Genomic DNA, 25,837 nt, shown 5'->3' with positions numbered 1-25,837 from the left:
TGCCGCACGAGAAAGAGAATCAACATATGCCTTGACACACGACCTCACCGCACACCCCTGCGCAGGACCCTACCCAAGAGACGGGACACCATGCCGGCCTCGGGGGCCTTGGTCGCCAAGGCAATGCCATAGGTCACCACAAGCGCCGGAATGCCCGCAAGCATAAGGCACGCGATGGAACCGAACGTTCCTGCCGCCACCAGGGCGGTGCGCGCCAAGAGGGAAAGGGTAGCGAAGCCGACCGCCGCGCCGGTCACACCAAACACCGATGCCCTCACGGCACAGCCTACCACGTTCCAAAGGCCCATCGGCCCCAGCTGCCGCCGGAGGCCCACAAACGAGACCATATCGACCAACAGCATGTACGCGGCTGAGCTGAGCGCCACGAAGTTGAGCCCGAGGATAGGAGTGAGCAGTAGGCAGAGTGCCGTTTGGATAAGGGCGGCAATCACGTGGGCACGCGCGTAGAGGCTCATGCGTCGCATGGACGAGCACACCTTCTGCAGGTAGGTGTTCACCCCATAGAGCGGCAGCGACACCGAGAGCGCCTGAAGGTACTGCGTCGTGGTCCCGATCTCATCCGGGCTGAACCTGCCTGCTGATATGAACCCGACGAGAGGCCGCGCGAAGACGATCAGGTAGAGCATGAACGGAATCATGTGGAAGAGAATCTGGCTCGTGCCGTCGGCCACGCCCCTCTTGTACGAGTCAAGGTCGCTCTCCGCGACATAGACCGACAGTTCGGTGAACATGGCAGTGGTTATGGGCACGGCGAGGATGGCGTAGGGAAGCGTGAACCACAGGCGTGCGTAGTAGGAGATCGAGGCGCCCGCCCCCGTCACCGAGAGTGCCGAGCTGTTCATTACAGAGGTGGTCTCAAAGGAGCAGAGCATGACAACGATGGTGGGAACACCAATGGTGAGGGTCTCTTTGATGGCCGGGTCACGCAGGTCGATACGCCACCTGAGGCGAATGCCATGTCGTTTCAGCGCGGGCAGCTGGACGAGCACCTGCACGGCGACGCCAAGCGGGTTGCCAAGGGCGAGGACGATGAGGGCGAGCGAGGGATCTGAGTCTACGAGCCAGGCGTACGCGAGAAACGAGGCGGTCGTCACGAAGTTGTTGATGATGGGCGCCGCGCTCGACCAGAGATAGTCCCTCTCGGCGTTAAGAACGCCCGAGAAAATCGATGATAGCGAGTAGAGCACGACCTCTATCACGAAGAAACGAAAGAAGTAGGCGGCAAGCTCGGAGTCGAACTCACTCGTCGCGCCGAACGACTGCGTCCACACCACCTGGGCGGCGAACACGAAGCCCAGGGCGGCGACGGCGCCCATGAGCAGGAGCACGATAGAGACGAGGTTCGAGGTGTAGGCACTCGCCCCCTCTGTGCCGAGACGTCTCTTGATAGAGAGGTACACGGGCAGGAAGGCCGTGACGAGCATGCCACCCACGACGATCTCGTAAAGTTGGTTGGGAAGGTTGTTGGCAACCGAGTAGCAGCTCGCCATCACGGTGACGCCAAGGGCGTACGCCTGCCCCCAGGTGCGAAAGAAACCCGTGATGCGGCTCACGATGACCAAGGCGCTCATGAGGGCGGTGTTGCGACCGATGGCAACCGCAGCCTCTTGGCCAGCCTCCTGGACGGCCTCCATCGGAACCGTGTCGGAACCGACGACGCCCCCAAGTCCGGACGAGGGCCCCTCAGAGGGCGCGAGGTGCCTCGGCCTCCCCTGGGACGAGGACGAACTGGCCTTAGACATTTTGGCCCTCGCTGCCGTCACCTCAGGCGAGGCCATGTGCTTGGGCCCACGCGTCATCGGTGGCTCTCCTGGAGCCACATCGCCCTGCGGCACTGCGCTACCTCATCCTCGCGTCGAGCTCGCCTGCGAGCTCGCCGAGCGTCACCTCGTAGCGCTCAGCCGTGACGAGCAGGTGGTAGATGAGATCACCCATCTCGTAGCGGATGTGATCGTGATCATCGTCCTTGCAGGCCATGATGACCTCGCTTGCCTCCTCGGCGAGCTTCTTCAAGAGCTCGTCCTCCTCACCGGTGAGGAGCCTGGCGGTATAGGAGCGAGCCGGGTCATGCTCCCAGCGCCCGTGAATGGTAGTCGCGAGAGAGTCGAGCGTCTCTGCCATATCGCCATCCTGCACGTCTGCGGTGCGCACGCCCATCCTAGTCCCCCTTCGCCCGCCCCGCACACAAGGCGGGCGCGTCTTCTGATGCCATCGTTTCGACAAGCTCGCGAAAGAAGCAGCTTCGGCTTCCCGTGTGGCAGGCGGGGCCAGGGGAATCTACCTCATAGATGAGGGTATCCGCGTCACAGTCCACGAGCACACGCCTGACACTCTGCACGTTTCCGCTCGTCGCTCCCTTATTCCAGAGCTCGTGGCGAGAGCGGCTCCAGAACCAGCTCGTGTCCGTAGCGAGGGTGAGCCGAAGAGCCTCCTCGTTCGCCCAAGCAACCATCAGGACCTCGCCCGTGCCCACCTGCTGCACGATCACAGGAATGAGACCCCGCCCATCATATCTCAGCCGAACCTCCCCAAGTGCGACCTGCTCCATGCATCCTCCTGGTTTGCCTGACCGAACAACCCTGCGTACCCGACAGATTCTAGCGTTATGCGACCCCTCGGGGCAACCAGGCACAAGGCCCATGGGTCAGAAGTCCAGCCTCACGGCAATGCCCTGGCTCGCCATGTACTCCTTCACCTCGCGGATCGAGAAGGTCCCGAAGTGAAAGACACTTGCGGCAAGAACCGCGTCTGCCTCGCCCTCGAGGATACCCTCGGCAAAGTGCTCGAGCGTCCCCACGCCGCCCGAGGCGATGACGGGGATGGACACTGCACGGGCGACCGCACGGGTGAGCGCAAGGTCGAAGCCGTCCTTGGTGCCGTCGCGATCCATGCTGGTGAGCAGAATCTCACCGGCACCGCGTCGTGCGACCTCCTCTGCCCACGCGACCGCGTTGATGCCCGTGGCCTTGCGGCCCCCAGCGACATAGACCTCCCAGCCGTCCCTTGCGCCTCCCGTATGGCGGGCGTCTATGGCACAGATGACGGCCTGGCTGCCGAAGGCAGACGCCGCAGCCGAGATGAGTGTGGGATCCTTGACTGCGGCGGAGTTGATGGAGACTTTGTCCGCACCCGCCGAGATCATCTTGGTCATGCCGTCCACGTCACGAAAGCCTCCCCCGACGGTATAGGGAACATGCAGCTCCTTGGCAGCACGGCTCGCAAGGTCAACGGTCGTGGAGCGGTCGTCAGAGGTCGCAGTGATATCGAGGAAGACGACCTCATCGGCCCCGGCCCGGTCATAGGAACTCGCAAGCTCCACGGGATCTCCCGCATCGCGCAGCCCAACGAAGTTCACGCCCTTGACGACACGTCCGTCTCGTACGTCCAGACACGGTATGACTCGCTTAGTCAGCATGTGACTCTCCTTCCCGTTGCCCTCTCTTCTGCCCGCTCGCACACCCCTCACCTGCCGCAGCCAGCGCTTCCTCGAGGGTGAAGTTTCCCTCAAAGAGGGCACGGCCGCAGATGGCACCCTCTACAAGCCGGGGACCGAGCTCAGCAAGGGTACGAATGTCCTCCAACCCCGCGATGCCGCCGGAGGCGATGATGGGAAAGCCGGCCAGTCTTGCCATGCGCACATAGGCATCCGCATCGATACCCGTCTGCATGCCGTCACGAGCGATATCGGTAAAGACCAGATGTCTGAACCCCATTATGGCAAGATCTTCCACGAGCCTCTCCGCCAGGACGTCTGCGCCCTCACGCCAGCCGTTGACCTTCACCCGACCGTCCCTGGCGGCGACGTCGGCAACGAGTAGCTCACCAAAGCGTGCAACAGCCCTACGCGCCAGCTCGGGATCACGTACGAGGACTGTCCCCAAGGCGATGCGCCCGACGCCCACCTCAACAAGACGCTCTATGGACTCGATGCTACGTACGCCGCCGCCGACATCAACCGAAACGCCCTCCAGCCGGCAGATGCCCTCGATGGCACGGTGGTTGGCACAGAGCGCCTCCTCACCCTCCCCAAAGGTCGCCGAGAGGTCCACCACATGAATCCAACGGGCACCCCGTGCTGCGAAGTCACGCGCCACAGCCACCGGATCGTCCGCGTAGACGTCCATTTTCGACCGGTCACCGCGCGAGAGGCGTACCACTTTGCCAGCGACGAGATCGATGGCGGGAAACAGGATCACGGTCCCTCCTATCCGTACACGATACGCACGAAGTTCGAGAGCATCCTCAGACCTGCGGTGGAGGACTTCTCGGGATGGAACTGGACGGCAAAAACGTTGTCTCTCCAGACTGTTGAAGGAAAGCTGCGCGCATAATGGGTCTTCGCACAGACGACGTCCCCATCATGACCGTCAGCAAGGGCGTATGAGTGCGTGAAGTAGGCATTCGTACCCTCTGCAACATCTACAAGAAGGGGACACTGCTCTCCTTGCTTGGTAAGATGCAGCTGGTTCCAACCTACATGGGGCACCTTGAGGCGCTGCGAGTCGAGTCGCGTGACTGAACCGGCAAGAACACCAAGGCCAGGCACCCAATTGCCACCCCATGAGCTTCGCCCAAGAGACCGCGAACGCTCGGTACTCCGCTCGAAAAGGAGGTGAAGGCCAAGACAGATACCTAAAAACGGCGTGTCCTCGCCTATGGATGAAAGGATGGCGTCCGCCTCACCGCTCTGCCTCAGAAAGCCCATCGCATCCTCGAAGGCGCCGACGCCTGGAAGAACGAGTCCTGCGGCAGAGGCAATTCTCTTAGGGTCGTCGGACGCGACGGCAAACCCCCCCACTGCGGAAAGGCCCCTCACTACGCTCTGCAGGTTGCCGCGGTGGTAGTCCACGACCACGATCTCCTTGGACAGCATCAAAGGCTTCCCTTCGTCGAGGGTACGCCGCTCACACGCGGGTCAGGTTCGACCGCGATGCGCAGGGCCCTGGCTACCGCCTTGAACGCACACTCGATGACGTGGTGGGCATTCTCACCCGCAAGTTTGCGAACGTGCAGGGTGATGCCAGCGTCGCGGGCAAGACCTACAAAGAATTCGTGGGCAAGCTCGGTGTCAAAGCTCCCCACCTTCTGGACCTTGATGGGCAGGTCCCAGAAGAGCTCACCTCGGCCCGAGACATCGATGGCAGCGAGCACGAGCGCCTCGTCCATGGGGACGCAGGCATCCGAGAAGCGCCTGATACCCCTCTTGTCGCCTAGGGCCTCACGCAGGGCCTGCCCCATGACGATGCCAACATCCTCGACCGTGTGGTGGTCATCCACCCAGGTATCGCCCCTAGCCTCGACCGTGAGGTCGAGCAGGGCGTGGCGACCGAGGGCGTTCAGCATGTGGTCGAAGAAGCCGACCCCCGTAGCCAAGGAACAGTCTCCCTGACCGTCGAGGTCGAGCGTAACCGTCACATCAGTCTCCCCAGTCGTGCGGCTGACGCTGGCACGCCTGTGCGCTGTGCTTGTCGCATCCTTTGTCGGACCGCTCACGAGGTCCTCCTTCGATAGGCTCATTGCGACTCTCCTCTCAGGATTGTGGTGATGGCGCCGATAACGGCGTCGTTCTCGTCTGGCCTGCCGACGGTGATACGCAGGCAGTCCGTGAGGCCCGGCGTATCCGAGAGGTCGCGCACGAGTATCGAGAACTCGTCACGCAGGCGCACACGGGCCTCGGCAGCATGGGGCAGACGCACAAGCAGGAAGTTCGCCGAGCTCGGCCACACACGAAGGCCCATGTCCGACAAGGAGGCCAAGGCCAAGAGCGTCCGTTGTCGCTCCTGCCTGATCCTATCGATACTGTGTTGGAACTCAAAGCGGCGCTCGATGACGGCAAGCGCCGCTACCTGCGCAAGAACACTCACCGAGTAGGGCTGACGCACAGCCGCGAGCGCCGCGATGACGTCAGCAGACGCCAAGGCGTAACCGAGCCTACCGCCCGCGAACTGGTAGGCCTTCGAGAGCGTGCGCAGCACGGACAGGTTGTCATGGGCAACGAGCAGCCCCTCTGAGCTTGACCCCTTCTCAGCGAACTCGATGTAGGCCTCGTCGGCAAGAACGATGCCGGGGCAAGCGTCACAGAGACGGGCCACGAACTCTGGAGATGAGAGGTTGCCCGTCGGATTGTTGGGCGTCGTCACGATGATGAGGTTGGCTCTCCCTGCTGCCTCGACGGCCCTGTCCTCGTCGACCCCGAAAGTATCCGGATCACGCCACAGCCTGATGACGGGTGTCTCGAGGAGCTTGGCGTAGAGCTCGTAGACCGAGAAGGTCGGCGCAAGGACGAGCAGGGGCCTATCGGTTCCCCCAAAGGCGAGGATGAGGTTGAAAAGGAGCTCATCGCCACCGTTTCCGACGATGACCTGGTCCTTTTCGACGCCATGCCACGCCGCGATGGCCTCGCGCAGCTCGTCCGCCATCGCGATGGGGTAACGATTGGTGGGCGTCCGCGCGATGGCCGCGTCGATCGCCTCGCGTGCGGCAGCTGGCATAGGATAGTCGTTCTCGTTGGCGGAGAGGTTGATGTGTGCCTGAGAGAAAGCCGCGTCGTAAGGCTCGAGCGCCGCCGCCGCAGGCCGCATGAGGCAACGGACCCTTTTGGAGATGGAAAGCGTCACGGATTCCCCCAAGCTAGTCGCCGGCCTGATCGCCAGGATCCGAAAGCCTCGCTGTACCCGGCGCCCTGAGTGCTCGCGGCCAGGCGGTGAATCCTGCGTCCTCGCATGCCGAGGCGACATCGGAAAAGCCCGTGCTCGCCCTGCCTTCTGCGAGGAGTCTCCTTCGAAGGCCTATAGAGAGTGCGTGCGCCCAGAGTCCCTCGGCCTGGGCCAACGCCTGGACGGCAGGACCATCGGCGAGCAGCCCCTCTGGCGAGTATGAGATCACGCTCGAACGCTTAGTGAAGTCATAGACGCCAAGCGGACTCGAGAAGCGAGCGGTACCGCCCGTTGGCAGGGTGTGGTTGGGACCGGCGACGTAATCGCCCAGAGGTTCGGAGCTCCAGGCGCCCACAAAGATGGCGCCCGCATTCCTCACCTTGCCCAGAAGCGAGAGGGCGTCCGCACAGTGAAGCTCAAGGTGCTCCGGCGCGATCACGTTCACGGCATCCACGGCATCTGCAAGCGAGCTGGTGATAACGATGACACCGTGGACGTCCAACGATGCCCTCGTGATGTCCTTGCGCGGACTCTGCGGGACCAGAAGCTCGATGGCATCCTCCACCTTCTGGGGAAGTCTCGCATCAGGGGTCACGAGGTAGCAGGCTGCCATGGGATCGTGCTCCGCCTGTGCCATGAGGTCGGCAGCGACCACGACGGGGTCGGCCGTAGCGTCTGCGAGCACGCACACCTCGGAGGGGCCTGCGACCATGTCGATGCCCACGTCGCCCGAGACACAGCGCTTGGCGGCGGCAACGAAGGCGTTACCGGGACCCACGATCTTCTCGACGGGAGGGATGGACTCAGTACCATAGGCTGCGGCAGCGATGGCCTGGGCACCTCCCACGGCATACAGCTCGTCCACACCCGCGACTGCCGCTGCTGCCAGCGTGTAGGCCGAGAGTGATCCGTCCCTCTGCGGGGGAGTCATCATGATGACGCGTTGCACGCCGGCGACCTTCGCGGGGATCGAGTCCATGAGCACAGTCGATGGATACTGGGCGCGACCACCTGGCACGTAGAGCGCGGCGGCGGCCACCGGCGTCACCTGCACGCCGAGCACAGTGCCGTCGGCACGCGTGGTAAACCAGGAGCGCTCGCGCTCCCTCTCGTGAAAGTCGCGAATCTGCCTGGCTGCGAGCCTCAGGGCGGAGAGGAACTCCTCGTCCACCAGGTCGAGCGCGCCCTCGATGACCTCCCCAGGAACGCGAAACTCCTCAGGGCAGCTCCCATCGAGGCGCAGGGAGTGCTCGCGGACGGCAACGTCACCACGCTCGCGCACATCGTCCACTATCCGCTCGGCAGCCTCCATGGCCTCCCGCGGAAGTGCGCCTAGAGGTCTGAGCGCCGCCCTGTCAAGGCGCCCGCCGACACCAAGGCTTAGAATTCTCATGCTTCTCTTCCCTCCTGTGAGAGCTTGCCCAAGTTCGCTGCGAGCCTGCGCACGCGTCCATCGGAGCGATAGGCGGCGGGCCCTGCGAAGAAGCGGGCAGTGCAGCTCATGACGTCATCGACGATGACGAGGTCGTTCTCCCTGAGCGTGGCCCCTGTCGCGGTGATGTCCACGATACGATCGGTCATACCCACGATGGGTCCAAGCTCGATGTTGCCGTGCAAAGTGACGATGTCAACCTTCTGGCCGATGGAGTCGTAGTAATCCTGCGTGATGCGTGGATATTTGGTCGCAACACGCACGGTCCCGCGCCATGAGTAGGCACCCTCGGCGACGCCCTGTTTGGCGCGAGGCTCGGCCACCACAAAACGACAGGCACCGAAGCCGAGGTCAACGAGCTGGACGAGCTCGATGTCCGCCTCGATGATCGAGTCATTTCCACAGATGCCGCAATCGGCACCGCCGTGGCCCACGAAGGCGGGAGCGTCCTGGGCACGCACGATCACGTACTCAACGTCGCCCGCCGAAACGATGAGCCTGCGCCCGAGGTTGCGCAGGCCCTCCACGGGAAGACCCGCACGACCGAGTACGTCCACGGCACCTCTAAAGAGCCCGCCCTTGGGAACCGCGATCCTGAGCGGGCGTGTCGAGCGCCCGCGTGCGGTAGACACGACACCCGACTCCCCCTGCTCGCCGAGCACCTCCTGCAGACGCTCCAACGAGAGCGCAAAGCCGCAGGCAGACATCTCGGAACGACCGAAGCTCTCGGGTACCGCATCATAGCGCCCCCCCGAGGCGATCGCCCCGCTCGAGGCGTCAGAGTAGGCCTTGAAGACGATACCCGTATAGTAGTCGAAGGAGTTGACGATCGAGAAGTCAAAACCGATGTCCGCATCCTCGGTAAGGCTCGAGAGCTGCCTCGCGAAGTCACGCAGCTCACACGTCCCACGCCTCTTAATGGGGATGCCCACCTCGGCGAGAAGGCCGTCGGCCTCATCGATGGTGGAGGCGTCGCCGGCAAGGCGGCAAAGAGAGCTCAGCGCATGGGCCGCACGACGATCGAGCATGGCGCCCCTGACTAGTTCGTCGAGCCCCGGCAGGTCAGAGTCATGAACCAGCGACAGGACCTGTGCGTGAAAGGCGGCACTTGGTGCGCAGGCGTCAAGCAGCGAGAGGAGCGGGGTCACAGAACCGCAGACGATGCGCCAGGATGGCACGCCTAGCGTCTTGAGCGTCTCGGCAAGGACCGAGACTATCTCGATCTCGGGCAGGCTGCCCCGCACGTCGAAGAGCTCGGCCCCGAGCTGGGTGAACTGCCTCGGCTGCCCCGCAAGGGCCGAGCTCTCGCGGACCACAGGCTCCAGATAGCGCAGACGAAGGGGCAGGCTGCTCTCGTCGGTTCGCTCGGACACCATGCGCGCAATGGGCATCGTAAGGTCGGACCGGAGCACGAGCGGTCCGCTCTCTGAGTCGAAGAGCTGAAATGATGGAATTCTCGGCTTACCGACACGCTCGAAGGTCTCGTGCAGCTCGAGGAGAGGCGTCTCGACAGGAACGTAGCCGTGCCCTGTGAGACATGCCTGCACCATGCCGACGATGCGCTCGCGGGCGAGCGCCTCGCTCGGAAGGATGTCCCGAAACCCCCGCGCTGTTCCAGCCCGCACCGCATTCCTCCTGTCCTACGCCTTCACCAGTACCGTACCCCACGACTTTAAACGGGAAGTGCCCCACACCAAGAAGAAAGGTGCAGGGGGAAACGCACTTTTTACTACCTTGAGTGGTTCAAGTGGCTCGGAAGCATCGAACCCCCTCACGTACGTGACATACGCAGGTTGTATGAGACCTATGTGAAGCTTTCGCAAAGATAGCGGGATCGCAATGAGATGTCGCAGGACCGCAGCGACGCCCGTAGCGCGGCGCATAAGACCTACGCGAGCGGAAAACCTAGCGCATAGATACCACCCCAACGGCTCAGTGGGGAGACCATGCAGACCCCACCCGGGCTCGGCTCATGGACACACCTGCTGTTACCAAGATACATGGCAACGTGGTGGCCCCCATTCACGAACACGAGGTCGCCAGGCTGGAGTTGCGAGGTGTCAAAGAACACGTGGCCGGCAGCCCTACAGGCGGCAAGCTGAGTCGTGGTCGTGCGCGGAATGGAGTAGCCGCACTGGGCAAAGGCCCACTGCATGAGGCCAGAGCAGTCCGTCCCCCCTGACTGCGGATAGGTCCCACCCCACACATAGGGGACACCAAGGAGCGACAGCGCGGCATTGCAGAGTCGCTCGCGAAGCCCCGAACCGGTAATGGCAGGTGTGCCCGCACCGTAGTTTGCCATTGCGGCAGCCTCTGCGGCCCTACGCTGTTCCTCCTCGCGCGCAGCCTGGGTCTCGGCGTCGCGCCTAGCTATGAGGTCCTTTACCTCCTGGTCGAGTCCGTCGACCACCGACTGGGCCTCCCGCTGCTTGGCCTGCGTGTCTGCCGCCTGCTGGTCCAGCTGCCTCTTGAGCTCCTCGAGCCGGGCCTTCTGCTCCTCGAGCTGGGCCTTCTGCCTCTCGAGCCGGGCCTTCTCCTCTTCGAGCTGGGCCTTCTGCTCCTCAAGCTGGGACTTCAGACTCTTTATGTGAGCAATCTTGTCCCGCTCGCTCTGGGCGATCTTGTCAGAGTAGTAGATGCTGTTGGCGAGTTCGTCGAGGGAGCCTGAGTTGACGACGATGTCGACGATGGAAATCCCGCCCGTCTTATAGTTAGCGGCGACGCTCCTGCCCAGCTCGTCCTGTGCGGACTGGATCTCCCTCTGCTTTTGGTCGATCTCCTCCTGCTTGCTCCGGATTCTTTGCCTCGAGTCCTCTATCTTTGACTGAGTTTCGTCGATCCTGGACTGAGTGTCATCGACCTGCTGCTGTGTCTGCTCTTGCTGGGCGCCCAGCTCCTCGAGTTGGCTGCCGATTTCCTCGAGCTTTGCCTCGGCGTCGTCGTAGCGCGCCTTCGCGTCGGAAAGCGCGTCCAAGGTCTCTTGCGATGCCTCGGGATCTGCGTAAGCCAGCGTCGCGCCGAGCCCCGACATGACCGCCCCCAGCGCCATACCACCCGCCAGAGCAAGCAATTTCCTTCTCGAAACAACCAGCTTGCCCATAGGTAGACCCCTCTCGAAACACGTCCCGTGACGTTTGCCAGATTTTAGGTTCAGATTGTCATCGAAAAATGTGTAAAGGCCAGTATAGTCCAGTTTAGTGCGAACTGTCACTACCTTGCACGATATCGGCAAATGTCGCTTTGACAAACCCTGCGAGGTCACCGGGGTCGAGCTCGAGGCTCAGGCCACGTCGGCCTCCAGATATGCCTACCGTGCCGAAGAGCTGGGCCGTCTCGTCGATAAGGGTGGGAAACTGTCGTCTCATACCCACGGGCGTGCAGCCCCCACGCACATACCCCGTCACGGACTCAAGGTCTTTGACAGGTAGAAGCTCAAGAGACTTCTCGCCCGCTGCCGCTGCGGCTTTCTTGAGGTCGAGTTCGTCTGCAACGGGGATGCAGCAGACCATGTGGCCGCCCGAGGGCGCCACGCAGACGAGGGTCTTGAACTGGCTCTGGGGATCCTCTCCCGCCTCCCGCGCCATTCGCAGACCGAGTCCACGCGAGATATCCTTCTCCTCGCCAAGCTCGCGGGCCACGTAGGTGATGTGACCGCGCTCCAACTCACGCATGGCGTTGGTCTTTGCGACCCTCTCCCTCTCTCGTCTACTCATGGTTGACCAACTCCCAGCGTCGTGCCGCTCGCAACCCCTATCAAGACCACCGACACCCTCATCTCCTTTGCCTTATCCAGACATTTTGGAAGACCACTGCGCACTTGTTGCTGCATACTCTGTATACCCTCTGGCATGGCCGATGAGCCACGACGAGCACTCGGACCGGATTGCGGACAGTAGCGTCTCGCGGTGCTGCCCCCATCGGATTGGCGGCGCCGTCATGGGATATCGCTTACGAGATGCGCATATAGTCGCCCTGAGTCTCCGCGCCACCTCAACTGTGACGCTTAGCTGCTAGACTGGCACACCCACCTGCCCTCCGAGCAGGGATAGGTCCGTAGGGTCTATGTCGAACCTCTCGCGGAGCGCGCCGACCTTCCGTCGCACCGCGCGGAGCGAGCCGACCTTCCTCCGCACCGGCACCGTCTGTCACCCATCTGGGTCCCGCAGTCCCTGACCTCGCACGGCACCCGCGCGCAACCCCCATGGCCGACGCCGCACGAGTGACTGACTTGTTTTGGTCCAAGATTTTCGCCGCAGTCCCGTTTGGCTGATCTCGGTCGCCGTTAACACTATGTGCCTTTGCGTGAGACGGCACCTCCAGAATGCGTCTTTTCGTGAGGCGGAAAACATAGAATGCGCTTTTCCATGAGACGGACCGACGTTTGCGCAGGTGAGGAAAACCGCATTCTACGGAAAAGCGCATTCTGGGCGGGCGACGTAACGGAAAAGCGCATTCTGCACGTTGGGCCTCACGGAAAAGCGCACTTTGCCTGTAACAAGCTCGGCCCTCGAGGCGGCGTCGGGATACACGCACCAGAAGTCGCGCGCTATCAGAAGGCGATGTCCTCCGGCCCAATCTTCGTGAGCCTCTCGTTCTCGAAGAGGAGGGCAAGGCCATGCTCCGGATCAAGACGGTAGTGACACATGAGCGCGACGGAGCGCTTTGAATCATCCCGAACGACGAAGAGGGAGTAGGGCTCCACCACGTCGAAGATGTCGTCGATGCGCGCAGTGCCGCACTCGGAGGTAAGCATGTTCCCATCGTTCTCGAGGCAGTAGGATTTCAGAGCGTCGAGCGCACCGTTCACCGCATCCCACAAGACGAATATCACGCCCAAGGCATACGCCTGTTTTGAGGTCACCCTCTCGTCGTCGAGGAGGTCGAACCTGACCTCAACGGTGATCTCCTTGCCCCACGTGCTCATGACAATGCCGCTCATAGCTGCTACCTCCCATGCCTCATAGCTGCTGCTCCCCGACTCCCATGCCCTCTAGCCTCTCTTTTGCTGCACACTCCGAGCGGCCACCGTAATGCTTATAGTATGAGTGAATGGTCTGCGGAACGAACTGACAGGTGTGCATGTCGCTGCACTCATGGAACGCGAGGTTGTTTTCCTTCTTCCATTCAGCGACGTCACGCGAGATCCAGTCGGTCTTGGGGTTTCCCTCCTTGTCGGGACGCCCCTCCGCGCACCACCTGTCAGCGAGGGCCTGGTAGGCCGATGTCCTATTGGTCTCGATATCAGGCGTCATGGTATCGATCGTGACGGTCTCCTTGGCGACGGGACCGAAATCGGGTACGCAGCCTTTATAGACGATTCCCTCGAGCCCGGCCCTAGCGAGCTCCTCCTTGACGGCTCTGCCCCCCTCGGTGGTCACGTCAGGCCTGCAGAGGGAATTGCCTGGACTCGAGACCCATTCGCCCCGTGTAGCCAGTGCCAGCCCTTTTCGATCATCAAGGGATGTGTAGTACCCGTCAGGACCCCGCAGGTCACCGGACGCATGCTCTGGGACCTGGACATTAGGCTCCCCCGAATCGGGAATTTCCGCCTCGGACGCCGCAGCATCCCCTGATGGTGTACTAATACGCGCATCGGGATTGAAATCAGAGAGGGCATCATCCGCCTTCCCAACGTCCCCACGCTCGACCCCGACGCCATCCGGGGCAGCTTTCCCAATCCTTGCGTCGGGGTCAAAACTGCCATGGACGCTACCGGAGAGCTCTGAGGGATCGGGTGGCCGTGCCACGTCCTGGTTCGAGCCCACGTCAGACATCCCCCTCATGCCAAACCCCCCTTGATGGACCACTCTCTTAGCGCGTTCTCGTCATGGAGCTCGTTGTAGAGGTAGTCGGTGACGATCGCCTGGATGATGTCTCTTCTGACTTGCTCGGCCAAGGTAGTCTGAGCCTCTTGTGCCAAACACTCAGATGCAGCCCTCGTCCATGCGGACATGTCGAAGGCGCTCTCGCGATGTGACGAGACGACCGCGCGACGCACGTCCGGGAAGAGGGCGCTCATCACGGGACCAAGCCTCGTCATGCGCGGCTCGGCTGGAGGCGCTTGCAAGAACCTCAGGATAAGGACTTGTACGAAGGCCTCTACGCCCAGGGCATCGAGCCTCTTTCGCAGGTCCTTAAACCGCTCTGGGCCAAAGAGCGTCCTGCCCCCGCTCAGCAGCTCGGCGATGAGAAGTGCGTCTTCTCTTTTGCCTGAGGGGTCGAGCACCTCCGGGCGCGCGTACGTATAAGTCCCAGACGGCGCCTCGAATCGCTCGACCTTGCAGAGGACGGGCTCGACCCACTCGTTCTGGTAGACCGCCGCCACGCCCTGCGGCAGCCTCGCGAGCTCCTTGACCTGACGATCGTTGAGGTTGGCGGACCTCCCGACGAGCTGGCGGTCGTCCTCGTCGGGCAGGCGCATGATGATCTTGGTGTTGGTGTTGCGTATCGCCGCCAGATCGAGCAGTCCGGGCGCCTGGTCGACGATGACGAAGCCCTCCCCGTAGGCCCTCATCTCGGCGATGGCGTTAGTAAGCATCTCCACGCTCTTGCCAAGCAGGTTTGCGCCCTCGGCCGACTGCTCGGTCGACACGCGCCTGAGGAGGTTGTGTGCCTCCTCAAGGACGGTCAGGTGCCTGAGGCCCTTGTTGGCCACGGGGAAGGAACTCATCAGGTACTCCCGCAGCTTGAGCACGAGGACGCCCATGAGGAGCGACTTCGTCTCGCTGGAGCCGACGCGGCTCAGGTCGACGATGACCCTGCCCTCGAAGAGCTCTGCGTCATCAAGTCCGACACTGGCAAAGACCATGCCGTTGATCCCATTGGTCAGGGACCTCAGGCGCGTGAGCAAGGCTCCCTTGTAGGCGCCCTTGTTCTCGGCATCATACTCGCTCGTGTCGAGGATCTCCCTCACGTTGCGCGCGACGTCCGAAAACGAGGGGTAGAGTCCCTCCCCGTAATCATTGGTGGACTCGGTCAGGTCCCACCCGCAATCCTCGTAGGAGCGCTCGACAGCCTCCTTGAGCACCGCAGGCATCGCGGCGTACATCGGCCAGCAGACGTTGAAGACCTCCACGAGCCTGTCCAGATGCTCGAGGACATGGACACCTGCGGGAAAGGCAAACGGATTGAGCCTCAGCAGCGGTGCGACCAGGGGGTTGGTCCCAAAGACCCTGACGTCGCCCCTCGTACCAAAGGCGTCCTTGTACTCGCCCTTCGCAGGCTCGACCACAAGGAAGCCCACGCCCGCCCTGTCTGCCTCAGAGAGGAGCTGGCAGACCGTGTTGGTCTTGCCAGATCCCGTACTACCAGTCACGAACACGTGGGAGCTGAGCGAGTCCGCAAAGAGCCTCACGGGCGTTCTCTCCTCATGCAGCATGTGAAACACCCTGCCGAGCGAGAACTCGCCCGCAGCGTCAGGGCGGACGGCAGAGTAGGTCGTGACGCTCCTGCCAAACTCCGCGCACTCTATCACCGGAAACCCCGCCAGGGACTTCCTCGGGAAGTTGAGGGACAGCGCCAGCTCCTTGCCGCTCAGAGGCGTCATCGCGCTCACGAGGGGCGGATAGACGCAGAAGTCGTCGTCTCGTGAGATGAGGTCGGGGCTGATGCCAAACAGTGGCTGACGCAGCTCCCGCAGGTAACTGTAGATCTCGTGCGCCGCCCCGCTGCCCTCGCCCATGTCCCCACGCCAGAGGTTGACGGCAGAACTTGACAGATAGGACAGCTCACCCTGCGTCAGGGCCAGGTACGTGTGGGCGACGTTGTTGGCGACGTTCAGGTCCTCGCTCAGGACGTACGCCGCGAAGTCCCACATCCCGAGCGCGGAGCTCGCCTCATAGCGCTTCATCTGCTCTTGGAGCAGCTCAAGCGCATGCTTGACAGAGAAGTTCGCGAACGACTGCGTGATGCCCTCGTTCTTGCCCACCGTCGCCGTGACGTTTGAGGTCCTGGCAAAGTTCATGCCGAAGTTCGCACCAAGGCTCTTTGCGGCCATGCTGCCGGCGGCCGTACCCACCGTCTTGGTCACCGCACGACCGAGGCCCCGTGACACTGCCTTGCCAACCGTGTTGGCGATGGACCTCGAACTCCCATCCGAGACCGAGGTACCCATTGCGTCTGAGGTGCTTGAGCTGTACTGTCGGCTCACGCTCGCCCCAACGCTTACGCTCTTCCCGACGCCCGCGCTCGCCCCACCAACACTTATGCCCGCTCGAGAACTCAGCGATGTGTTCACCTGCACAGAACCTGTTGTACTCTCGCCCGACGTATCCGCGTGCGTGCTGCTGCTCGACTCGCTGTGGGTCGTCCCGCTCGTCTCGCCCACTGAGGCGCTCTCTGACTCCGCGCTGCTCGTCGAGTCGCTCGTCGCGTCGGCGTCCGTCATCGACTGGTTGGTGCCCACCTGCATGCCGGCACTTGCTCCCACGTTCAGGCCCACGGTGGCGCCAGACATCTGGGAGTCGGACTCCGTGAAGGTGTAGTTGGTCTGCCACGAGGCATACGGGGCAAGGCCCGAGTAGATCTCACCAAGGCGAAGCTTTCGCTCCCCCACGTCCCGGATGGGCGACGCCAGCAAGATCAGCGTGTACTGCTGGGTCATGTTTGCGGGCACGATGCCGTCCAACAACTTGTCGACGGTTTGGCTCACAAAGCTCTCGGACTTCTCCGTTGGAATGTTCGACGCACATGCGACCGAGTACGGCCTGTCGTCGTCGATGCAGGGAGGGACGCCCGTGCACACCTCCCGTCCCCACTCAGAGCCCGGGAAGTTGCCCCTCAGGGCTCCCGTGACCCGGTCCATGTAGTTATCCACGTTGACGTTGTCATGATCATTGCGCACGTTGACCACGGCGAGGAACACCTGGGTGTCATGGGTGGTCCTGTGGAACACGAGCGCTATGTTGCACTCCTCGTCGGACAGCACGTCATAGACGTTCACGAGCTTCTCGAGGCTGTCTTCAGTGGCGTCCATGACCCACCTGGTGATGTTGATGTACCTCACGTTATGGGCCGGGTCAAATGCGCCTTCGTACTCCTCGTCGCGCGAGACGGGCACGTAGAGCTCCCGCAACTGCGGCAGGTAGGCATCATAGACCTCGACGGCGTTTGCGGCAAGGAGGGTCTGCGTCAGCTTCTTGGCCGCCGCATCAGTGGGATCCGCCATCCTGGAGAGATAGCTCTCTCGTCGCTCCTGGATCTCCTTGAGCTGGCCGGGACCAAGCACCGAGAGACTGGCAACCGCGTCTGCTGCCCTGCCGCCAATGCGCCTGGCAAGGCTCCTAATCCCCATACGCGAGCACCTCGTCCTTCCAGTCGAGCATGAGACTTATCTGACTCCTGCATCTCTTGAGCATGTCTATGCCCGACTCCAGCTCGGCGATCCTCCTCGTATCATCCTCTATGATCTGTGCCTGGCTTTTCAGCGAGGGATTGTAAGAAATGATGTTCTTGGAGCAGAGCGCCAGGAGCTCCTGGAGCCACAGCACGAAGCTCTGCCTGTGGCTCTCCTCTACCCTGGGAAAGATCTCATCGTGAACGACCTGCCGGACCGTGCGGCCATACACCTTGGAGACCTTGGGGATATTCAGCCTGTCAGAGCGTATCAGACGAAAGTTTCCGAGCCACAGACCGTGCATCCTCTCCTTGTCGAAGTACTCCACGGTCGGCTGACTCAGCTCGAGGGGTCTGTAGTCCGCGATGACATCCGCAAGCTCCTGCCTCACACCCTCGTCGATCTCCGTCGAGCCCGAGACCAGTTCGTACAGCGCTTGCCGACTGCTTTTGGAGGCATCCTCCCAGTACTCTCGCGAACGCAAGGTGATGGTCTCGTTCGCCTTTCTCAACCTAGACACGAGAAGTCCCTCAAGCTGTGCCAGCAGCTTGTCGGTGGCACCCCGCGTCGCACGGCTCAAAAGCTCCTGCCGCGACCTGCTCGCATTTCTGGCTTCCCTCACGTCACCCATCGTCCCTGTCTTCTCGACAGGCCCGTCCTCTTGGTCGGAAGACGTCCCGCCCTCGTCCTCCGCAAAGGCACGCGCACGGTTAGTAAGGTTACCAAACACTGCGCCATGGGCCTGGCGCACCCGTTCGGCTAGCTCGTCGTAGCCCAGGCGCTCTTTCTCCTTTGCGATGAGTGACTCCTCCTTCTTACTGAGGTCATCGGGACGCAGGGTTTTGCACACGTCGTCGGCAACCGGGAGCAAGGCCTCCCGAAACGAAGAGACCTGCTCTTCCCTCAGCTCTGCCTCCCTCGCCTCGAGCTGCCTAAGAAGCGCCTCCCTGTCATCCTCAAGCACCTTGTTGCGCTGGTTTCTCGAGCGCTCGCAGTCCTCTTTCGTCAGCGACAGCTCCTCCTGCGTGATGTCGATGATCCTGTCAAGCGACTGCCTCGACTGGTAGCACTTGTTGTATGAGGAATACCTGCACGCGAAGGTCTGCATCGCGCGCTCGAGGGCATAGAGGCCACTGTTTGCGAGCATGAGGTTCTCGCACGCCCTCGACTCCGTGACGGCTCTCGCCTTTATCTGCTCGGGCATGATGTCGTACAGGTACAGAGACTTGTAATAGGGCTCAGAGGGGTCTGCATACTTTCTTTGCTGGTCCTCGAACTTCTCCGCATAGTAGTCGCTCGAGAACTGCCCGTCCACCTTCGCTCCCAGACCCACGATGGAGGATATGAAGTAGATTCCCTGCGAGTACATGTGCGCAGGGACGGCCTGATGGAGTATCTGGGCCTCGTCCTCGGCGCTCAACCCACCCTTTGGCAGCGAGGCGATGTCCGCCTTGTTTACGACGATCATCGCGAATCGGCTGTCAAGGGCCTCGATCTTCTTGATCTCGTCGTACAGGCTGCGGTTGTCGATGCTGTCAAGTGAGTCATATTGGGAGACGTACACGGGAACGCCGTTTGACATGCTCTGCATGGCATCGCGCAGGACACGCAGGTGGTCCGCGTGGGTTGCCGAGTTCGACCCAGGGGTGTCAAAGATCACGAAGTTTCCTGACTGCGCCCAGGGATCGACGTCGCTCAGCGGGAGTTCGATTCTCACGAGGTCAGAGACCCTGCCCTGTCCCTCAAGGGAGACGCAGTCGTTTATCACCCGCAGCGCCGCGTTCATCTGCCGCACGAGCCCTCCGCTGGCAGCAGCCTCGGCCGCAGAGCGCACGGTATCCAAGATGGGAAGGTCGCCCTCGCCCTTCGAACTTGAGAGGCCATTGGTGCCAAAGCTCAGAGAGACGTCAGTCCCCTCGTACGAGAAGTCGATGCGGCCGGTCTCGTCGCGCTGGGAGCGCTGGATCTGGTAGATGCGAGCCGTCGTGGGCTCATCCCCGTTGGGAAGCAGCTCAGCGCCGATGAGGGCGTTGATGAAGGTCGACTTGCCCGCGCTATAGTTGCCCATGACACAGATGGGCACCGCATCACTCGATGCGTCTGAGAACTTCCTCAGGTCATTGTCGATCTTGGAGTGATCTCTGACATGCTCCGTGAGGAAGGGGGTCAGCTCATGGAAGAGCGCAATGATGTCCGGGAGGATGTCGCGGGCATTGGACAGACGTCTTGCGGACTGCGACAGCCTCACGGTGTCTACGTAGCGGGCATCCGCACATATCGCCTCAAGCTCCCCGTACTCGTCGCTCGCTCCCTCGAAGACGATGCTGACCGGGTTGCCGGACGTCCAGTAGTCGCCGACGATGATGTCCACGATCTCCTTCACCTTGAAGGGAAAGAACCCATGCGCGATGCTGTCCCCCAAAAGCTTGCTGCCTGGGTTGACCGGACGCCAGTCATCCTCGGCATCGCCCTCGCACTGAAAGTTGGTCTGTTTCCTGTAGGGATCGCTGATGATCTTGACTCGAGACATGATTCGACACACCTTGCACTACGTCGTTATGGTCAATGCGAACACGTGGCACGTCCTGTAGTATCACATGACCTGAGGACGATTGACCCTCAAGTTCTGTAAATGGTTTGAAAATACGCGATTCAAGATCCCGCGTCAGCGAGATGAGTTGCATCTTAGCGACAACCCGACTGGCACTGTCCTGGCCAACCTGGTCGGTGACAATTCGGTAGGCGCTACCCGTGTACCCGTGATCGGTACTGCCCGTGGCCACCCGCCGCCCGTCCAGAGTGCGCTTTTCCGTGAGGGGCGGGGGCCAGAATGCGCAGAATGCGTCTTTCCGTGACGTCAAACTCCAGAATGCGCTTTTCCGTAGAATGCGCTTTTCCTCACCTGCGCAAACGCGGCGTCGGCTCACGGAAAAGCGCACTCTGCGCGTTGGGCCTCACGGAAAGGCGCACTCTGTGGTTGCGACGTGACGGAAAAGCGCAGTCTGGCCCGTGCCCCCGGAGCGCACCTCACGGAAAAGCGCACTTTGGCCGCGCCCCGGGGACGTACCTCACGGAAAGGCGCACTCTGGCTGGGGCGTCACCTCCAGAATGCGTCTTTACGTGAGGCGCCTCACCAAAAGGCGCACTCTGGCGGTTCTGGAGCGCGCAGAATGCGTCTTTCCGTAACGTCAAACTCCAGAATGCGCTTTTCCGTAGAGTGCGCTTTTTCTCACCTGCGCAAACGCGGCGTCGGCTCACGGAAAAGCGCATTCTGTCCTGATGGGCTCACGGAAAAGCGCAGTCTGGCCCGCGCCCGCAGAGCACACCTCACGGAAAAGCGCATTCTGCGCGTCGGGCCTCACGGAAAAGCGCACTTTGGTCGCGCCCCCGGGGCACGCCTCACCAAAAGACACACTCTGGCTGGGGCGTCACCTCCAGAATGCGTCTCTACGTGAGCCTGCATAGGCGCGATGCAAGGAGACGCCTCGGCCCCGCAATGCAACGCGAGACGAGCGCGAGAGAGGTGCGGCGCAGACGCGGCCCCGGGAGACGTCCCGGTCCCCGCGATGCGATTCGGCAACGACCCCGCGCCAGAGTTCTACGACGGCCCCAACTCCACACCCGCATCCACCATGCGCTCGCGATCTCGCTCGAGGATGGGTGCCAGGTAGTGACCGGTATAGCTCTCCTTCACCTTCACCACCTGCTCGGGTGTGCCATAGGCCACGACGCGCCCGCCGCCCTCCCCGCCCTCGGGACCGAGGTCAATGATGCGGTCAGCCATCTTTATGACATCGAGGTTGTGCTCGATCACGAGCACGGTATTGCCCGCATCCACGAGCTTCTCGAGCACCTCGACGAGCATGCGCACGTCCTCGAAGTGCAGGCCTGTCGTGGGCTCGTCCAAGATGTAGAAGGTCTTGCCCGTCTGCTGGCGGTGAAGCTCCTTTGCGAGCTTCACGCGCTGGGCCTCGCCGCCCGAGAGCGTCGTGGCACTCTGGCCCAAGTGGATGTAGCCCAGCCCCACGTCAAAGAGGGTCTGCAGCTTGTTCTTGATGCGCGGGATGTTACCAAAGAACGCGAGCGCCTCGGTCACGGTCATGTCGAGCACATCGCTGATGCTCTTGCCGTGATAGGTGACCTCAAGGGTCTCGCGATTATAGCGCTTGCCGTGGCAGACCTCGCAGGGCACGTAGATGTCGGGCAGGAAGTTCATCTCTATCTTTATCTGGCCGTCACCCTTGCAGGCCTCGCAGCGCCCTCCCGATACGTTGAACGAGAAGCGTCCCGCACTGTAGCCACGAGCCCGGCTCTCGGGCACGGAGGCAAAGAGGTTGCGCAGGTCGTCCCAGAGGCCGATGTAGGTGGCGGGGTTGGAGCGCGGCGTGCGACCGATGGGGCTCTGGTCGATGTCGATGACCTTGTCCACGATCTTTCGACCCTCGTCGTCGACTAAGCCCTCGAGCTTCTTATAGGGACCGACGACGCGCTTGGAGTGATGCACGATGTTGGTCAGCGCCGGAGCCAGCGTATCGGTGACAAGCGACGACTTTCCCGAACCGGAGACGCCCGTGACCACAGTGAAGGTACCCAGCTCCACCTTGGCGCTCGCGTTCTTGAGGTTGTTGGCGCGAGCACCTGTGATCCGAATGAACCCACGGCGCGGATTGCGCCTCTTCTCGGGAAGCCTGATGAGCCTCTTTCCCGTGAGGTAAGCCCCCGTCAGGGAGTCGGGGTGCTCCATGATCTCCTCTGGCGTACCTGCGGCAACGACGTCGCCACCCAGTTCGCCCGCACCAGGACCCATGTCGATCACATAGTCGGCCGCACGTATGGTGTCCTCGTCGTGCTCGACCACGATCACGGTATTGCCCTGGTCGCGCAGTCGCTTCAGCGTGTCGATGAGGCGGTTGTTGTCCCTCTGGTGGAGGCCTATGGACGGCTCGTCTAGGATGTAGAGCACGCCCATGAGACCCGCCCCTATCTGGGTGGCCAGGCGGATGCGCTGTGCCTCGCCGCCAGAGAGGGTCGTGGCCGCACGGCTGAGTGTGAGGTAGTCCAAGCCAACGTTGACCATGAAGCGCAGACGAGCGATGACCTCCTTCACGATGGGGGCACCGATGAGGTGCTGGCGCTCCGTGAGTTGCAGCCGCTCGAAGAAGGACAGGCTGTCCCTGCACGAGAGGTCGCAGACCTCCTGGATGTTCTTGTCACCCACGGTGACGGCCAGGTACTCGGGCTTGAGTCGCGCACCATGGCAGCTGGGGCAGGGCACCTCACGGACGAATTTCTCCAGGTGGGCCCTCATGGTCGCGCTCGTGGTCTCCTGGTACTTCTCGAACAGGATGGAGCGCACGCCAGAGAACTTGGAGAACCAGTGCGTATCGCGCCCGTCACGGGTGTGGTAGTCCACGCGAATCTTAGTGTCACCCAAGCCATCGAGCAGGGCCTTCTGCGCCTTCTTCGAGAGGTCCTGCCAAGCCGTCTCGTCCGACTCGCCCAGGTGCCTGCAGACGGCGGAGAGGATCTGCGGATAGTAGTTGGAGTGGCTAAAGATCGCGTCGAAGACGCCGTCCTTGACCGAGAGGGTCGGATCCTCGATGAGCGCCTCGGCGTCCACGATGCGACGGACGCCGAGACCGTCGCAGTCGGGGCAGGCGCCGTAGGGGGCGTTGAACGAGAAGTCGCGCGGCTGGAGATCATCTATAGAGTGGCCGTGCTCCGGGCAGGCGAGGGCGAGCGAGTATTGGAGGAGCTCACCTTCTGTCCCCTCGGGCGCGTCCTTGTCAGGCAGCAGGTAGAAGCCCACGCGTCCCGAGGCGAGCCGCGTCGCCGTCTCTACGGCCTCGGCCACGCGACCCAGGCTGGTCTCGCGCACGACGATGCGGTCAACCACGACTTCGATGGAGTGCTTGTACTTCTTGTCGAGCTTGATGGTCTCGGAGAGATCACGCACCTCGCCGTCCACGCGCACGCGGGAGAAGCCCTCCTTGGCGAGGTCCTCGAAGAGCTTGGCGTACTCGCCCTTGCGACCTAGGACTACCGGGGCGAGCACGAGCGCACGGCGTCCCTGCGCACGTGCGAGAACCTTGTCGGCCACCTGGTCGGTGGTCTGGCGCTCGATGGGCCGCCCGCACTCGGGGCAATGCGGCACCCCGATGCGGGCAAAGAGCAGACGCAGGTAGTCGTAGATCTCCGTGACCGTACCCACCGTGGAGCGGGGGTTGCGGCTCGTGGTCTTCTGGTCGATAGAGACTGCCGGAGAGAGGCCGTCTATGCTGTCGAGGTCGGGCTTGTCCATCTGGCCCAGAAACATCCGGGCGTAGCTGGAGAGGGACTCCACGTAGCGCCGCTGTCCCTCGGCGTAGATCGTATCGAAGGCGAGACTCGACTTGCCCGAGCCCGAGAGGCCCGTGATCACGACAAGCTTGTCGCGCGGGATGCTGATGTCTATGTCGCGCAGGTTGTGCTCGCGCGCTCCGCGGATGACGATGGATTCCGATGCCATGGGTACCTGTCCGTTCGCTCTGAGTCGCCTAGGCATGCCAAAGGACCTGCAGCTACATGCCACGAGGACAGCCCAAGCAGATGGTTTCTCGGCACCTAGTCTACCCAAGGCGGCAAACGTCTCTAAACACGCCCGCAACTGCACACGACCCGCATCCCACTCCTGCGACGCGGCCCATCGCGCCTCGCGCGCTCCAGGCCCCTACGACTCGTCGCCCGAGCCTACCAGCTCTCGCAGTGAGCGCTCCGCCCAGTCGTGGTGCGCAGACATCCCCCCATACCCCTCGCGGGCGTCGCCGTATCCCGCGTAGCCGTATCCCGTGCCGCCGTAGTGCCGCATCTCCATGACTTCCTGACGGAGGCTGGGCTTCTTGTCCAGCAGGCATTCGATGGCATAAGATGAGTCAGGTTCAAGGGAGACGAGGTAGGCCACGTCTATTCTCTCGATGGAGCCCGACAGGTAGCCCTCCACGTTGTACTGCGCGATGCGCTCAGCAGGGGACGAGAGGCCAAAGGCCAGCCAGATCACCAGCAGCGCCACGACAGACCAGCGAAAGACCTTGAGGCCAGGACGTATGACCCACACCGCCACGAGCACCGTAAGTGAGAGAATCGCAAGCATGCCGACATAGGTCAGGGCGCGCAGCATGGTCAGGCCGTAGCGTCCGACATAGGCCCCCATGCGAAGAGCCGCTGAGGCGAGCATGACCAGGATCGCAAAAAGGAGGACGTACTGCAAAACGATCAAGACTACCGAGCGGGGTGCGCCCCTGCGCGCCCGCACACTCAGGAAGGCCACCACGATATTAATGCCCGCGACGATGACCAGCTGGAAGAAGCCCTCACGCGCGTATCCAGCATACGCATGGTCGCCTACCGCGATGGACGTCCCGCCAAAGAGCCTGCCAAACTGGATCGCCACAAACATCAGGTAGAGGAGGTCAAGCACAGCAAGCATGGTGCCCACCGTCACGGCGCTCGCGGGCCTACCCGACGCAGGGTGCGTGGACGAGTCCCCGCCATGCGCATGCGCCACGCCGTACAGCAGCGAGAACGCGAGGGCGCCGATGAAGACGAGGCGGACGACCCTGTACATCACCCAACCGTCGTCGAGCCAGCCTAAAAGCCCCCTCAACGCAGACGCGAAACCCTCGTCGGCACTGGCAAGCAACGGGAGCACGAAGGCTAGGATGAGCGCGGCGGCAAGAAGCCCGCGAAGGGCAGCGGCAAGGACGCTCCGTTCTCCCTTGGAGCCGCGCCTGAGGGTCCTGAGCACGCGTATGTTGCGACCCTGCTCTCGGACGAAGGTCGCCAGGGCGAGACACGCCCCTTCCAAGGAAAGCGCCACGGATTCGGCACAGCCCGCGAGCAGCAGGTACTCGAGCATCGAGGCAGCCGCGAGCACGAAGGCGTTGAGGAAGCGCACGTCTGGGTTGGCCGTCACGGAAGGTACACAGGCAAGCCCCATGACGACGACCAACAAGAAGATGGTGTAGGGCCCCAGACCCTTGAGTCCGCCGCGCAGGAAGAGGGCACATGCGAAGAACGCGAGCATGGAGATGCTAAAGCCGATGCCGCCAAACAGGATGAATGCCAGGGAGATCTTGGGGCCATCTGAGGCGACGCACCAGAAGAGCGAGAGCAGGACAGAGAGGACGAGTGTGGGCCAGTCCCTCTCGTCGAAGCGGGCGGGAGGCCTTCTGGTGTGAACCTGTGATGGCTGTGGTGGCAGGGGCGCTCCCGGCGGTATGGGGGCCCCTGGAACCGAGGTATCCGACTCTGTAAGGCAAGGCGTCGGGATAGCGGCGTCTGACGTAGGAGCTGCCGAGAGCCCCTGGGGGACGGGAGGACGCCCATCGTTGGGTCTATCTGTCATGGTTGGTCTCC

The 25,837-nt window shown here is 62.4% G+C and carries 18 protein-coding genes; all 18 read right to left on the bottom strand.

All coding sequences use genetic code 11. The annotated features are described in order from the left end of the window. Nucleotides 1-44: 44 nt before the first annotated feature. The 18 genes from murJ to ADJ70_RS03440 all read right to left on the bottom strand — a co-directional run bounded on the left by murJ (nt 45) and on the right by ADJ70_RS03440 (nt 25,826). Nucleotides 45-1,763: a murein biosynthesis integral membrane protein MurJ gene (murJ, locus tag ADJ70_RS03525; RefSeq protein WP_253273222.1), complete on the bottom strand. Its 1,719-nt coding sequence runs from the start codon at nt 1,761-1,763 to the stop codon at nt 45-47. A gap of 97 nt (nt 1,764-1,860) precedes the next feature. Continuing rightward, the gene (hisE, locus tag ADJ70_RS03520; protein WP_050343534.1) at nt 1,861-2,178 is read right to left on the bottom strand and encodes a phosphoribosyl-ATP diphosphatase; all 318 of its coding nucleotides are present in this window, start codon (nt 2,176-2,178) and stop codon (nt 1,861-1,863) included. Between the two features lies 1 nt (nt 2,179). After that, nucleotides 2,180-2,569 (bottom strand): phosphoribosyl-AMP cyclohydrolase, encoded by a 390-nt coding sequence (gene hisI / locus ADJ70_RS03515; protein WP_050343532.1) that lies wholly within the window; start codon nt 2,567-2,569, stop codon nt 2,180-2,182. A gap of 96 nt (nt 2,570-2,665) precedes the next feature. Further along, entirely contained in the window at nt 2,666-3,436 is a 771-nt protein-coding gene (gene hisF, locus ADJ70_RS03510) for an imidazole glycerol phosphate synthase subunit HisF (protein WP_050343530.1), read from the bottom strand. Further along, nucleotides 3,426-4,217 (bottom strand): HisA/HisF-related TIM barrel protein, encoded by a 792-nt coding sequence (locus tag ADJ70_RS03505; protein ID WP_050343528.1) that lies wholly within the window; start codon nt 4,215-4,217, stop codon nt 3,426-3,428. Before ADJ70_RS03505 ends, hisF begins: the two co-directional genes overlap by 11 nt. An 8-nt stretch (nt 4,218-4,225) precedes the next feature. Further along, nucleotides 4,226-4,894: an imidazole glycerol phosphate synthase subunit HisH gene (gene hisH, locus ADJ70_RS03500; RefSeq protein ID WP_050343526.1), complete on the bottom strand. Its 669-nt coding sequence runs from the start codon at nt 4,892-4,894 to the stop codon at nt 4,226-4,228. Then, complete coding sequence (gene hisB, locus ADJ70_RS03495) at nt 4,894-5,538, bottom strand: imidazoleglycerol-phosphate dehydratase HisB (protein WP_083443785.1); 645 nt, start codon at nt 5,536-5,538, stop codon at nt 4,894-4,896. The genes hisH and hisB overlap by 1 nt, the downstream gene beginning before the upstream one ends. After that, entirely contained in the window at nt 5,535-6,638 is a 1,104-nt protein-coding gene (gene hisC / locus ADJ70_RS03490) for a histidinol-phosphate transaminase (RefSeq protein ID WP_050344741.1), read from the bottom strand. Before hisC ends, hisB begins: the two co-directional genes overlap by 4 nt. A gap of 13 nt (nt 6,639-6,651) precedes the next feature. After that, entirely contained in the window at nt 6,652-8,070 is a 1,419-nt protein-coding gene (gene hisD / locus ADJ70_RS03485; RefSeq protein WP_050343524.1) for a histidinol dehydrogenase, read from the bottom strand. After that, nucleotides 8,067-9,734: an ATP phosphoribosyltransferase gene (gene hisG / locus ADJ70_RS03480; protein WP_050343522.1), complete on the bottom strand. Its 1,668-nt coding sequence runs from the start codon at nt 9,732-9,734 to the stop codon at nt 8,067-8,069. The genes hisD and hisG overlap by 4 nt, the downstream gene beginning before the upstream one ends. A gap of 263 nt (nt 9,735-9,997) precedes the next feature. Next, nucleotides 9,998-11,209, bottom strand: a complete 1,212-nt coding sequence (locus ADJ70_RS03475) for a C40 family peptidase (RefSeq protein ID WP_050343520.1) — start codon at nt 11,207-11,209, stop codon at nt 9,998-10,000. Nucleotides 11,210-11,303: 94 nt separating this feature from the next. Then, entirely contained in the window at nt 11,304-11,822 is a 519-nt protein-coding gene (gene ybaK, locus ADJ70_RS03470; protein WP_050343518.1) for a Cys-tRNA(Pro) deacylase, read from the bottom strand. Between the two features lie 836 nt (nt 11,823-12,658). After that, on the bottom strand, nt 12,659-13,048 hold the full coding sequence (locus tag ADJ70_RS03465; protein ID WP_050343516.1) for a hypothetical protein: 390 nt from the start codon (nt 13,046-13,048) through the stop codon (nt 12,659-12,661). A 19-nt stretch (nt 13,049-13,067) separates the two neighbouring features. After that, complete coding sequence (locus tag ADJ70_RS03460; protein WP_083443784.1) at nt 13,068-13,892, bottom strand: HNH endonuclease; 825 nt, start codon at nt 13,890-13,892, stop codon at nt 13,068-13,070. Next, nucleotides 13,889-17,401, bottom strand: a complete 3,513-nt coding sequence (locus ADJ70_RS03455) for an ATP-binding protein (RefSeq protein WP_050343511.1) — start codon at nt 17,399-17,401, stop codon at nt 13,889-13,891. The genes ADJ70_RS03460 and ADJ70_RS03455 overlap by 4 nt, the downstream gene beginning before the upstream one ends. Continuing rightward, a complete protein-coding gene (locus ADJ70_RS03450) occupies nt 17,391-19,973 on the bottom strand; it encodes a dynamin family protein (protein WP_050343509.1) in 2,583 nt (860 codons plus the stop codon). The genes ADJ70_RS03455 and ADJ70_RS03450 overlap by 11 nt, the downstream gene beginning before the upstream one ends. 1,068 nt (nt 19,974-21,041) lie before the next feature. After that, complete coding sequence (gene uvrA, locus ADJ70_RS03445) at nt 21,042-23,951, bottom strand: excinuclease ABC subunit UvrA (protein ID WP_050343507.1); 2,910 nt, start codon at nt 23,949-23,951, stop codon at nt 21,042-21,044. A gap of 201 nt (nt 23,952-24,152) precedes the next feature. Beyond that, nucleotides 24,153-25,826 (bottom strand): DUF4153 domain-containing protein, encoded by a 1,674-nt coding sequence (locus ADJ70_RS03440; protein ID WP_050343505.1) that lies wholly within the window; start codon nt 25,824-25,826, stop codon nt 24,153-24,155. Nucleotides 25,827-25,837: the final 11 nt, after the last annotated feature.

Origin of the sequence: Olsenella sp. oral taxon 807 (assembly GCF_001189515.2) — a bacterium.
In the GTDB taxonomy this organism is placed as follows: domain Bacteria; phylum Actinomycetota; class Coriobacteriia; order Coriobacteriales; family Atopobiaceae; genus Olsenella_F.
This window is presented reverse-complemented; position numbering and strand designations above follow the sequence as displayed.

Excerpts from the sequence above, each read along its gene's own strand:
- ADJ70_RS03460 (WP_083443784.1), bottom strand. The coding sequence starts at position 13,892 with ATGAGGGGGATGTCTGACGTGGGCTCGAACCAGGACGTGGCACGGCCA.
- hisF (WP_050343530.1), bottom strand. The coding sequence starts at position 3,436 with ATGCTGACTAAGCGAGTCATACCGTGTCTGGACGTACGAGACGGACGT.
- ADJ70_RS03450 (WP_050343509.1), bottom strand. The coding sequence starts at position 19,973 with ATGTCTCGAGTCAAGATCATCAGCGATCCCTACAGGAAACAGACCAAC.
- ADJ70_RS03465 (WP_050343516.1), bottom strand. The coding sequence starts at position 13,048 with ATGAGCGGCATTGTCATGAGCACGTGGGGCAAGGAGATCACCGTTGAG.
- hisI (WP_050343532.1), bottom strand. The coding sequence starts at position 2,569 with ATGGAGCAGGTCGCACTTGGGGAGGTTCGGCTGAGATATGATGGGCGG.
- hisD (WP_050343524.1), bottom strand. The coding sequence starts at position 8,070 with ATGAGAATTCTAAGCCTTGGTGTCGGCGGGCGCCTTGACAGGGCGGCG.
- murJ (WP_253273222.1), bottom strand. The coding sequence starts at position 1,763 with ATGTCTAAGGCCAGTTCGTCCTCGTCCCAGGGGAGGCCGAGGCACCTC.
- ybaK (WP_050343518.1), bottom strand. The coding sequence starts at position 11,822 with ATGAGTAGACGAGAGAGGGAGAGGGTCGCAAAGACCAACGCCATGCGT.
- hisE (WP_050343534.1), bottom strand. The coding sequence starts at position 2,178 with ATGGGCGTGCGCACCGCAGACGTGCAGGATGGCGATATGGCAGAGACG.
- hisB (WP_083443785.1), bottom strand. The coding sequence starts at position 5,538 with ATGAGCCTATCGAAGGAGGACCTCGTGAGCGGTCCGACAAAGGATGCG.
- ADJ70_RS03440 (WP_050343505.1), bottom strand. The coding sequence starts at position 25,826 with ATGACAGATAGACCCAACGATGGGCGTCCTCCCGTCCCCCAGGGGCTC.
- ADJ70_RS03475 (WP_050343520.1), bottom strand. The coding sequence starts at position 11,209 with ATGGGCAAGCTGGTTGTTTCGAGAAGGAAATTGCTTGCTCTGGCGGGT.
- hisH (WP_050343526.1), bottom strand. The coding sequence starts at position 4,894 with ATGCTGTCCAAGGAGATCGTGGTCGTGGACTACCACCGCGGCAACCTG.
- ADJ70_RS03455 (WP_050343511.1), bottom strand. The coding sequence starts at position 17,401 with ATGGGGATTAGGAGCCTTGCCAGGCGCATTGGCGGCAGGGCAGCAGAC.
- uvrA (WP_050343507.1), bottom strand. The coding sequence starts at position 23,951 with ATGGCATCGGAATCCATCGTCATCCGCGGAGCGCGCGAGCACAACCTG.